This is a genomic window from Candidatus Nitrotoga sp. 1052, from assembly GCF_927312905.1.
GTDB lineage: Bacteria > Pseudomonadota > Gammaproteobacteria > Burkholderiales > Gallionellaceae > Nitrotoga.
In genome coordinates this window covers 1-11,548 of sequence record NZ_CAKMHQ010000063.1, presented here as the reverse complement: position 1 = coordinate 11,548, position 11,548 = coordinate 1, and the positions used below count along the sequence as shown (strand labels likewise).

The 11,548-nt window shown below is 54.2% G+C and carries 10 protein-coding genes; 4 read left to right on the top strand and 6 right to left on the bottom strand.

Annotated elements, in window-relative coordinates:
• Positions 1 to 90 precede the first annotated feature (90 nt).
• Complete coding sequence (locus MJ768_RS12435) at positions 91 to 510, bottom strand: hypothetical protein (RefSeq protein ID WP_239292194.1); 420 nt, start codon at positions 508 to 510, stop codon at positions 91 to 93.
• A gap of 69 nt (positions 511 to 579) precedes the next feature.
• Positions 580 to 999, bottom strand: coding sequence for a hypothetical protein (locus tag MJ768_RS12430; protein WP_239292193.1), 420 nt, complete (start codon positions 997 to 999; stop codon positions 580 to 582).
• A 560-nt stretch (positions 1,000 to 1,559) separates the two neighbouring features.
• On the opposite strand from MJ768_RS12430, the gene MJ768_RS12425 reads away from it, so the two are divergent.
• From MJ768_RS12425 to hypE, 4 genes are all read left to right on the top strand, one after another.
• Positions 1,560 to 1,802: a HypC/HybG/HupF family hydrogenase formation chaperone gene (locus MJ768_RS12425; protein WP_239292191.1), complete on the top strand. Its 243-nt coding sequence runs from the start codon at positions 1,560 to 1,562 to the stop codon at positions 1,800 to 1,802.
• Entirely contained in the window at positions 1,799 to 2,917 is a 1,119-nt protein-coding gene (hypD, locus tag MJ768_RS12420) for a hydrogenase formation protein HypD (protein ID WP_239292189.1), read from the top strand. Before MJ768_RS12425 ends, hypD begins: the two co-directional genes overlap by 4 nt.
• A 285-nt stretch (positions 2,918 to 3,202) precedes the next feature.
• Positions 3,203 to 3,538, top strand: a complete 336-nt coding sequence (locus MJ768_RS12415; protein ID WP_239292187.1) for a GIY-YIG nuclease family protein — start codon at positions 3,203 to 3,205, stop codon at positions 3,536 to 3,538.
• A gap of 27 nt (positions 3,539 to 3,565) precedes the next feature.
• On the top strand, positions 3,566 to 4,615 hold the full coding sequence (gene hypE / locus MJ768_RS12410; protein WP_239292185.1) for a hydrogenase expression/formation protein HypE: 1,050 nt from the start codon (positions 3,566 to 3,568) through the stop codon (positions 4,613 to 4,615).
• 20 nt (positions 4,616 to 4,635) lie between these two features.
• Here the strand turns inward: hypE and MJ768_RS12405 are convergent, their stop codons facing one another.
• From MJ768_RS12405 to MJ768_RS12390, 4 genes are all read right to left on the bottom strand, one after another.
• Entirely contained in the window at positions 4,636 to 6,798 is a 2,163-nt protein-coding gene (locus MJ768_RS12405; protein ID WP_239292183.1) for an acetate--CoA ligase family protein, read from the bottom strand.
• 179 nt (positions 6,799 to 6,977) lie between these two features.
• On the bottom strand, positions 6,978 to 7,565 hold the full coding sequence (locus tag MJ768_RS12400) for an exosortase H-associated membrane protein (RefSeq protein WP_239292181.1): 588 nt from the start codon (positions 7,563 to 7,565) through the stop codon (positions 6,978 to 6,980).
• A complete protein-coding gene (gene xrtH / locus MJ768_RS12395) occupies positions 7,562 to 8,089 on the bottom strand; it encodes an exosortase H (protein ID WP_239292179.1) in 528 nt (175 codons plus the stop codon). The genes MJ768_RS12400 and xrtH overlap by 4 nt, the downstream gene beginning before the upstream one ends.
• Before the next feature lie 184 nt (positions 8,090 to 8,273).
• On the bottom strand, positions 8,274 to 11,351 hold the full coding sequence (locus MJ768_RS12390) for an FG-GAP-like repeat-containing protein (RefSeq protein WP_239292177.1): 3,078 nt from the start codon (positions 11,349 to 11,351) through the stop codon (positions 8,274 to 8,276).
• Positions 11,352 to 11,548: the final 197 nt, after the last annotated feature.

Sequence of the window (11,548 nt, the reverse complement as noted above, 5' to 3'; positions counted from 1 at the left end):
CGATGGGTTGCCGTCTTTGTCTTGTGGGTAACGGAAAGCCATAGAGCTTGGATCGACAGCCGAGAACTCTCCAATGAGGCGTGCGATTTCTTAAAGTTCAGCAACAGAGTCACCGGGCGATATTTCCGATAGCAGTTTGTGACACTCCCCCCACAGGTTGCCGATGTGATGGTGTTTGGGGAAGTCACCAGCGATGTCTTGGAGGCGACGCGATTGGCGAATGAGGTCTTTGATTTCGAGTTCGAGATACTGTCTATAAAGAAACAATACTGGGTAGACCAAAGAGTCTTGGCTGACATTGCGTTCCTCGACGCGCTGGACAAGAAGATCGGCAGCTTCTTTGTAGCCAGAAGCATAGAGACCCCAACCGTCGTGGCACCAGTTAAGGCACGCGTTGTTCCACCAATCCTCTTGCGAAGAGAACAGGTTGTCTTCGGGTGAGGGTAGTGCTGGTGGCTCAAGCAATTCTATCCAATCAACAGGTGGCATGGGGTCTGTCATGTAGTGCACTAACGTAAAATTGAGGAGCTGCGCGCTTTTGCGCAGTCCCTCTCGAATGCCGGGTTGGGCCTCACGGCGCTACTTAGTGAGGTGGTATCCAGCATCGGTAAGTGTTTTCTTTACGGCGTTCTCCTGACCCAAAGTAGCGCCGTGTTTTTTGGCGAACACAATCGCTTTTTCTCGTACTGCGCGCAATGATTTCTTATCGGTTTTCGACGGTAGCGTCCACGAGGAGGAAGGCCCGCTTACAAAGGAAACATGAAGCTGGTTGTTTGAGAGGTATGAACTCATCCGATCAGTAGCAAGCGAACGACGCGGACCAGATGAGCGGCGCTTTGTAGAGGCGTCAGACTCTTCCTTGGTTTTTTGGACATCATTCGGACTAGAACCTGCGGGGAGATCAAATACGCGACGAAGAACGTCGTCTTCTGTTTCGCCAAATTTTCCACGACTTGCAATTGCTTGCCAAACAGTCTCAGTAACAGTGATGGTGTGCATATGACCTCCGTGTGGTAGTGTTACTACGCATAGTAGTAACACTACTTCAAAATGTCAAGCCCTTCTGGGAACCGAGGCTTTTGAGGCCCAACGTAATATATAAATCATTTTCATAAGCCAGCAATGCTGCCTATATCGGCAAACATTGTCAAACATCACCAGCCCCCACTATTTTCATAGTCTTAGCTGTTCATTTGGCTAAATTTTTGTTGTAGAACAGCATAAAATTCTGCGGATGAATGTTCAAGCTAATTCTCTTGATTCCCCCAAATTACTCAATCGGTTACGTGCCGAAATTCGGGTGCGCTATTACAGTATTTGTACTGAAGATGGAAACAAATAGGTAGAGTAGAAATAAGGCTATCGCCTGCCAACTACGCTACCATTTATTTTTATCCAAAAAGCCATTCGCATTGAGCTTGTCGGAAATGTTATGCTTCGACAGGCTCAGCACGAACGGCTATCAAGTTCGATTCGTGCTGGATCAATAGCTCCTCATCGGTCAGTACAACTGTCTTGCGATTGACCTGTAATCGTTCAGCCAATTCAGAAATCTAAATATGTGTCTCGCCATTCCCGCCCGCATCGAACAATTAATCGCTGAAGACAGCGCCATCATCAATCTGGGTGGGATGCGCAAGGAAGTCTCGCTCGCCTTGGTGGAGAATATCGCGGTGGGCGATTATGTGATCGTGCATGCCGGCTACGCGTTGCAAAAGCTTGATCAGGAAGAGGCCGCACACACGCTGGCGATGTTCGCCGAGATGAGCACGATGAATGAATTGCATGGTGATGAAGCATGAAATATGTAGACGAATTTCGTGACGGTGAATTGGCCAAGAATATTGCCGCCAACATCGCGCGCGAAGCGACTGCTGCATCAGGCTATCGCCTGATGGAATTTTGCGGCGGCCATACCCATGCCCTTTCCCGCTACGGCATTGCGGACTTGCTGCCAGCCAGCGTGCGCATGATTCATGGCCCGGGTTGTCCAGTCTGCGTACTGCCGATCGGTCGCGTGGATCAGGCGATACGGCTGGCACGCGAGCATGGCGTGATCCTGTGCACCTATGCGGACACCATGCGCGTTCCGTGCTCTGATAATCTCACTCTGATGCGCGCCAAGTCGGGCGGAGCGGATGTGCGCATGATCTACTCGACACAGGACGCGCTGAAGATCGCGCGGGATAACCCGGATCGACAGGTAGTATTTTTCGCCATCGGCTTCGAGACCACTACGCCGCCCACTGCTGTGGCGGTCAAACAGGCGGCAGTTGAGGGGCTGAAGAATTTCAGCATCCTGTGCAACCACGTGCTGACTCCGGCGGCGATGCACGCGATTCTATCTGCACAGGGTGGGGTGGCGCTGGATGGGTTCGTCGGCCCGGCGCATGTTTCCACCGTGATTGGCAGCAAACCGTATGAAGTGTTTGCCGACGATTACGGCAAACCGGTGGTGATCGCCGGATTCGAACCGCTCGACGTGATGCAGGCGATACTCATGCTGATACGCCAGATCAATGAAGGTCGTGCAACAGTAGAAAACGAATTTACTCGCGCGGTGACACGCGAAGGCAATCTTAAGGCACAGGCATTGGTTGAAGAGGTGTTCGAGTTGCGCGAGGTGTTTGAGTGGCGAGGCTTGGGCAGCATCCCACATAGCGCCTTGAAACTGCGACCCGAGTTCGCCGAATTCGACGCGGAGCTGAAATTCAGCATCGATTATGTGGCCGTGCGCGATCACAAGGCATGCGAATGCGCGGCTATTCTGCGCGGCGAAAAGTGTCCGCAGGAGTGCAAGATCTTTGGCACGGTGTGCACGCCGGACAACCCGGTCGGTTCCTGCATGGTGTCATCGGAAGGCGCGTGTGCCGCGCATTACAGCTATGGTCGTTTTCGGGATGCTGCTAATGAATAGGGCTCTATGTGATTCGTTGTGGGTAGCCCTTGGATGAGTTCAAGATGAAAAATAAGCTTAAAATCCTTTTATCCTTCGACAAGCTCAGGACGAACGGATTTTTGAATTTTATTCATTCTCATAAGCTCAGGACGAATAGTATTTTGAATTTCGCCTATCCTTAAGCTCAGAATGAGCGGATTTATGAATTCCGCCCATCCTTAAGCTCAGGACAAATGGATTTTTGAGTTCCGTTCGTCCTGAGCTTGTCGAAGGATGGATGGATTGCTTAAAAGGATAAATGAAATGTTTTGGGTGTACATTCTCCGCTGTGCTGACGGTAGCTATTACACCGGGCATACCGACAATCTTGAAAGACGCATCGGCCAGTACCAGACCGGAGAATGCGTAGGTTATACCGCAACGCGCCGTCCGGTGGAACTTATTTGGTCGCAGGAGTGTGTCACGCGGGTAGACGCCTTGTCGGCCGAGATGCAAATTAAAGGCTGGAGCCGCAAGAAGAAAGAAGCCATGATGCGCGGCGACTGGACTGAAGTTTCTCGCTTGGCTAAAAGCAAATCCGCTCATCCTTCGACAGGCTCAGGACGAACGGATTTACTTCTTGGGGAGGTTGAAAATTGATTACCCACTTCTATTTCATATAGAGCCATGAATATAGTCAAACCAAATTACACGCGCCCGCTTGATTTCAAGCAGGGGCGGGTAGAAATGTCGCATGGTTCCGGTGGACGCGCCATGGCGCAATTGATCGCCGAGTTGTTCACTGCCGGTTTTGATAACGCATACCTGGCTCAGGGCAACGATGGTGCATTGCTGCCGCAAATCACCGGGCGGCTGGTGATGTCTTGCGACGGCCATGTCGTGTCGCCATTGTTCTTCGCAGGTGGCGATATCGGCTGCCTGTCGGTGCACGGCACCATCAACGATGTTGCGATGATGGGAGCGAGGCCGTTGTATCTGGCGGCTTCTTTCATACTCGAAGAAGGTTTCCCTCTCGCCGATCTGAAACGCATCGTCGCGTCCATGGCGAACGCTGCAAAAGTCGCGGGCGTACCCATCGTCGCAGGTGATACCAAGGTGGTGGAGCAGGGCAAGGGCGATGGGGTGTTCATCACCACTACCGGAGTGGGTGTGGCACGTGAGGGCATCACTCTGTCCGGTGATCTTGCGCAGCCGGGCGACACAATCCTGTTGTCCGGCACGATAGGGGATCACGGCATGGCGGTGCTTTCGCAACGTGAAAACCTGACTTTCGATGCGCCCATCGTGTCGGATACGGCGGCGTTGCATGGGCTGGTTGCAGCCATGCTGGACAGCGAAGTGAAATTGCGCGTACTGCGCGACCCGACACGCGGCGGGTTGGCGACGACACTCAATGAGATCGCCAAGCAATCCGGCGTGGGCATGATGCTGCATGAATCTGCCATTGCGGTGAATCAGCCGGTTGAAGCAGCCTGCGAGTTTCTCGGGCTGGATCCGCTATATGTCGCCAACGAAGGCAAGCTGGTAGCTATTTGTGCGTCGGAGGATGCCGGGCGCTTGCTTGAAGTGATGCGCGCTCATCCGCTGGCTCGTGAGGCGGCCATCATCGGTGAGGTGCTGGAAGATGCGCATGGCTTCGTGCAGATGACCACCAAGCTCGGTGGTCGTCGTATCGTTGATTGGCTGGCAGGTGAGCAATTGCCGAGGATATGTTGAGGGCACCTCTAAAAATCCAATTAGGGATGGATGGCCATGTGCGCATAGCGGTCGGCGCTGGGCTGGCGATATTCCACCACCACGCGCGCATCGGCGGCCAATGCGCCGTTCTCGTCTAGGATCAGAGGATTGATGTCCATCTCTTTGAGCAAGGGCAGTTCGCAGACCATTTCCGACACGCGCAACAACACGTCCTCCAGCGCCGCCATATTGGCCGGAGCCATGTTGCGGAATGTGCCCAGCATCTTGGCGATGCGGGTATTCTGGATCAGCTCTCTGACCAGGAAGCTGTTCAGCGGCGGCAGGGCGACGGCACGGTCACCCATGATTTCGACGGTAGTCCCGCCCGCGCCAAACGTGATTACCGGCCCAAACACCGGGTCGCTGGTGACGCCTATCATCAACTCGCGGCCATTCGGTTTGACGATCATCGGTTCGATGGAAATGCCGTCAATCTGCGCGCTGGGGCGATTGTGCTGAACGTTATCGAGAATTTGCTGGTAGGCAGTGCGAACTTCATGCGCATTATTCAAGTTGAGCAGCACGCCACCGGTATCGCTTTTGTGCGTTATGTCGGGCGAATTGACTTTCATCGCCACTGGGAATCCCAATTGCTGCGAAATTAGCAGCGCTTCGTTGGGCGAATGGGCGACTATGGTTTTTGCGACGGGAATATGGAAAGCGGACAGCAAAGCTTTGGATTCCATTTCAGTCAGTACCTTGCGATGCTCCTGGAGTGCGCCTTCGATAATCAGTTGTGCACTTTCTACATCAGGCTCGACGTGGTGCGAGAGCGGGCCAGGCATCTGCAATAGTAACTTCTGGTTGCGGTAGTAGTTGGATAGATGCGAGAACACTTCCACCGCTGTCTCCGGTGTGCAATAGTGTGGTATGCGCGCTTTGGAAAATGCATTGCGTGCATCCGCGACCTGCGTCTCGCCCATCCAGCAGGCCAACAGCGGTTTGCTGTGCGTGTTGGAAAGCTCGATCAGGATTTTCGCCGATTCCAGCGGCTTGGTCATCGCCTGAGGCGTTAGGATGGCCAGCACGCCGTCCACGTTTTCATCTTCCAGGCAGGCTTTGACTGCATGATGGTAACGATTTGCTTGAGCATCGCCGATGATGTCTAATGGATTGCCGTGCGGCCAATTCAGCGGTAAATGCTGGTTGAGACATTGAATCGTGGAATCCGACAAAGTGGCCATCGTGAGCCCCAAGTCGGCGGCACGATCCGCCGCCATCACAGCAGGGCCGCCACCATTGGTGACGATGGCAAGGCGATTGCCAACCGGGTGGAAGCCGCATGACAGCGCTTTGGCAGCGGCAAACAGTTGCGTGATAGTCTGCACCCGCACCACACCTGCCCGGCTAACTGCTGCATCGAACACATCGTCCGCGCCAACCAGCGAGGCGGTATGTGATATCGCTGCCTTGGAGCCTGCCGCATGGCGACCGACCTTGACCAGAATGACTGGCTTGATGCGCGCGGCGGAACGTAGCGCGCTCATGAAGCTGCGCGCGTTGCGGATGCCTTCAATGTACATCAGGATGCTGTGGGTATCGGCATCGGACACCAGATAATCGAGTATTTCGCCGAAATCAACATCGATCGATGAGCCCATGGATACCAGGCTGGAGAAACCTACGTCGTTGCTCTGCGCCCAATCCAGTATTGCGGTGCACAACGCGCCGGACTGGGAAACGAACGCGATGTTGCCGGTGTTCGCTCCGCCCTTGTTGAAGGTGGCATTGAGGCCGATGGATGGGCGCATGATGCCCAGGCAATTTGGGCCGATCAGGCGAATGCCATAGCGGCGTGCGGTTTCCAGCAATTCCTTTTCCAGTGCCTCACCCTCATGGCCGGCTTCACCAAATCCGGCGGTGATGATGACCGCTGCCTTTACGCCGTGGATGCCGCAGCTCTCGATGATGCACGGTACGGTCCGCGGCGGCGTGGCGATTACCACCAGTTCAACCGGTTCGCCGATGTCGGCGATCGAGACGTAGGCGCGCTTGCCCTGCACCTCTGCGTGTTTCGGGTTGACCGGATAAAGCAGACCATTAAAGCCGCTTCCCAGCATATTCTGAAACACGATTTGACCGACCGAGTCGAGCCGGTCACTCGCGCCAAATACAGCGACAGACTTGGGTGAAAATAGTGCGCTAAGGTAGTGCTTGCCCATGATTTTGCGCTTTGTTTGAATGTTTGCTCGGCATGATAGCACTGTACCGACGCCCAATTTTTGCCATGCAAACTGCATATACCAGCCATCCGCTCTACTTCAATCACCTCATGGGCGCACTGACTCATGCAAGTTTAGCTTGGTGCGCTTAGACGACTTTCTGGGTCATCGAGAGTAGATCAGGGTATTGCGGGGTGTAAGCGCAACAAGTTCTCGATGAATCGTCGGTTAAATAATGCCCACAATATTACCGGTATCAGGCTGGGGAAAATGAGGTAGCCAATCTGATAACCTAACGCGATGGTCTCCATGCGCCAACCGGACAAACCCGTTTGAGTGGAAACCTCGGGGCCAAGTTTTATGCCGACTTGTGCCAGGAAATCGAAAGCGATGCCCCAGCTTTGGAAGGGTAGGAGGGTAACGACACCGGCAAGAATTTTCCACCACTTGGCGCGAGTGGCAAGCATCAGCGCGAGGAAAAAGGCTAAGCCGTAGGAATAGAGCAGGGGATTCACTTCCGACAGCAGTAATGCAGTCTGTTCCGGTGTGGGGTGCATCTCAATGGTAGTTACAAATACCAAATCTAATCCCGGCTGTTCCAGTGCCGACACGATGCCAGATTTGAACTGATCCACCAATAGACGAGCCAAGGCGCCGGTGACGGCTGCATGATACTGCGCACTGAAATACCACGCCGCGAAGCAAAGCGGCAGCCAAAGGATGGTGCGTAGAACAAATTTCCCGAGCGAAGGGGCATCCGCCGTCATGGTGTTGTCGGTTGCTGCGTCACGGTACCTACTGATGGAGGAGACGAGATAGAGGGCAGCGTCCGAAGCCAGATCAGCCAGACAATCAGCACATCGAGCATGATGAGCGCTTGCCACAGATAAAGATGCGCCCACTCGAAGACCTTCATATTCCATTGGCCGAGATAGAACAGGCTGATCACACGCACGATATTCAGCGCTTGCACCGCAAACAGACCGACGAAGATGCCGATCACGCGGTATTTCCAGGGCGCAGGGAAAGCGAGCATGGCGGCAATAAGAACAATGGCTGCCTCAATGCCGTTGCATCCCGCCTCGATGGAAACCGCGAAGCCGTTGGTAGTGCTCTGAATAATCTTGCCGAAAGCGGTAACGTGCGGATCGATGAGATTGATCAGGCCGGCACTAATACGCACCAGCGCTGCAGTCCACGGGAGCACGACGGCGCTTTGTATGGGCTGCGTCAACTCGGCCGCAAACAGCGTGACCAGGATTACGGCGAAGAGAATGGAGAAGCGCAACATAAATAAGTGTTATTTGAACGCAAAATTGTGAGCGATAAATGAATATGACTCAGCGTGGTCAAGCTGACTTGAAGTGTGCCTACGGCGGGGAATCAAGGTGGACCGATTGTACATTGGTTTCGCAAGACCCGAATCGGGCGATTGGTGGTGAATATAGAGGGTGCCATCAAAGACGGTTTAAATCCTAAATAACAGCGCGTCTGGTGCGCGCTCGTGTTGCGACACATCCGAAAAGAGCTGTCAGAGCGATTAGCAACATCGCGGTCCAGTGGCTCAACGTTGGAATCGGCTTAATGGAAGTTGCTGAAACAACGCTGATCCCTGGCCCACTGGGATCGGTAATGGAGCCATTGGCATTGAGATCAGCGTCACCTTGCCCACCATCGGTGATGGAGAAGGTGACGGTATTGCCGGTCACGGTGGCTTGCAAGGGGTACCAGTGCATTTGAGCCACACCAGGCTCGGCTCCATACTCCCAGTAAATAAACCCGGCACTTGGCATCGCAGCAGGTAGGGTCAAGGTAAAGTTCAAGGTTGATGCCGGGATACAGCCGCTGGTGGTGAAAGTTACAAGGCCATGAGGAAAGCTCACCCCAGGGGGTGGCGCAGGCGGCGAGCTTGGATCTCCGGTCACTGGAATAAAGTGCACTTGGCTAAAGGTGCAGCCTGGCCCCCCTCCGCTAAAGCTCAAGCTCGCTATTCCGCTGCCAGTCGCAGCCGGTGCACTGTAGCTTGTTTGGGTTGGGGTGACATTGACTGTTGCTGAGGCTGGGCCAGTCCCTACAGTGTTGGTGGCCTGCACACTGCAGCTGTAATTTGTACCATTATTAAGCCCGTTCACCGTGATCGGACTCGTCGCCTCGTTTGCTGTGATCGCACCGGAGTTACAGCTGACGATGTAGCCCGTAATCGCGGCTCCGCCACTAAATGCCGGGGTAGTAAAGCTAATGACTGCTTGCCCATTGCCGGCACTGGCACCAACTATCGCCGGTGCTCCCGGCGCTACTGCACTCACGTTAAAACTGTGATTCATATCAGGGGCTGCCATATACGTTGCATCGCCTCCTTGACTTAACCTTAGCGTGCAGGTGCCAACGGCCACCAGGGTGATGGTGCTACCATTGGTTCCGCTCGATGTACATACCGCAGGTGTGGTGGTGGTGGATGAAACCGTAAGGCCCGAGGATGCCGTCGCACTTAAGCTAAACGCGGCGTCCCCCAATTTCTTGTTCGGCAAGGTGGTAAAAGTAATCGTCTGCCCCGCCTGCCCCACACTAAAGCCTTGATCGACATTCGGCGCAGCGTTGTAATTACTATCACCACCTTGTAGAGCCCGGATCGTACAACTTCCCGCAGCAACAATTGTCACGGTCGCGCCAGACACCGTACACACTGGCGCCGTCAGCAATGAGAAGGTCACCGCAAGCCCCGACGACGCCGTGGCGCTTACCGTAAACGGTGAATCTCCATACGTCTTATTAGTAAGTGCACCAAAGGTAATGGTCTGATTTGCAGGAGCGATCGTAATACTGAAATTCTGCGTGGCAGCGGGTGCAACACCGTTGCTCGCGGTGATGGTGCCGTTAAAGCTTCCCGCGGTTGACGGCGTTCCGCTAATGAGACCAGTTGTGCCGTTAAGTGCCACGCCAGTCGGCAAAGCGCCAGTGGTCACCGCAAAAGTTGGGTCGGGAGTGCCGCTTGTAGTCACGGGAAAAGCGTAGGGCGTAGCCACTGTTCCATTCGGCAAGGCACTATTTGTAAAAGCAGGGGGCTGGCCATTAGTCAACGTGAAGCTTGCGCTCAAGGGTGATACCGTTGCCTGAACACTATAGGTGCCAAGTGTCCCGTTGGCAGTTAACGCGGGCGCCGTAGCGATACCCGCCGCATCGGTGGTGACGGTGACCATGCTTACGCCGCCCGTAAATGTCGCCGAGGCCCCGGAAGTTGGCGCGGTAAAAGTTACTCCTATGCCTTGTACTGGGTTGCTGGCTATGTCCCGTGCCACGACGCTAAGCGCGCTGGGGAATGCGGTGTTGGCCAAGGTGATCTGCGGCGTACCCGATTGCACCGCGAGTGCAGCTAACGGCGCAATGGACGTGTTTAACAGTACCGACACATTAGCGCTGCTTCCGTTCCCGCTCACCAGGTCAAGTCTACCGTCACTACTAAAATCACCAATCGCGATTGAGCGGGGTGAGCCCCCCGTGACAAACGAGGTCGCAGCTTGAAAGGTGCCGTCGCCGTTGCCCACAAGAATGGAAGCGGTCCCGGCAGTTTGATTCGATACCGCGATATCGAGTTGGCCATCGCCATTCATATCGCCGATTACCACCGTGCGGGGCCCCGCACCCGTCGCAAAACTGGTCCGCGGAGCGAACGTGCCATCGCCGTTGCCAAGTAAAATCGAAACGGAGGCGGCACCGAAACTCGCCACGGCTAGATCGAGCTTGCCGTCGCTATTAAGATCCCTGACGGCTACCGAGAACGGATTAAGCCCTGCCGCTAAATTAGTCGCTGGTTGGAACGTGCCATCGCCATTGCCAAGAAGAATCGAAACCGTGCTCGAGCTCGGTGAGAAATTACCAATTGCTAGGTCGAGCTTGCCATCGGCGTTGAAGTCACCAACAGTTACCGAGCGAGGATCTGATTGGGTGGCGAAGTTGGCTACGGCTTGAAAAGTGCCATCGCCATTTCCCAGTCGAATCGAAACGTTGTTACTGCTCTGGTTTACTGCGGCGACATCGAGCTTGCCATCGCTGTTAAAGTCACCGACTGTCAGCGCGAAGGACAGAGATCCCATTGCATAATCGGTCTTGGGCAGAAAGGTGCCATCTCCGTTGCCGAGAAGAATTGAAACGGTGCTGGCGCCATTGTTAGCGATAGCGAGATCAAGCTTACCGTCGCCATTTAAATCCCCCACCACGATTCCTTGTGGTGCGCTTCCTGTAATAGAGTTGATCGCCGGCTGAAACGTACCATTGCCATTGCCGAGCAAGATGGAAACGGTGTTGCTGCCTGGGTTGGTCACTGAAATATCGAGATTGCCGTCTGCATTAAAATCACCGAGAGCTATCCAGTATGGATTGATGCCAACCGCATAGGTGACCACCGGGGCGAACGTCACAGCTGCTTGCGCGCTCCATCCCCAGCACGCGATGGCCCCTACGCCCACTAAACGCCACCATATTGGCGCTACTGCTCTGGCGAAACCGCGACAGCCGTGGTTGAGGGCAATGCAAGTTATTGTCAGTAACCGAGTCATAGTGCCGAAGAAATGTCAGTGAAGTTGGAAAAGGATATTTCCGAAGCGACAGTTATCCCAGCTTCGAATTAAATGATTTATTTTATGGCCAACTCTATAAGTGCATCGTTTAGTTGAAACGGTTACTCAAGTAGTTTTTACTTGGCGGATTCAACTCTGAAGTGCAACTTTTGTAAGTGAATTTAGGTGGCGAGCTG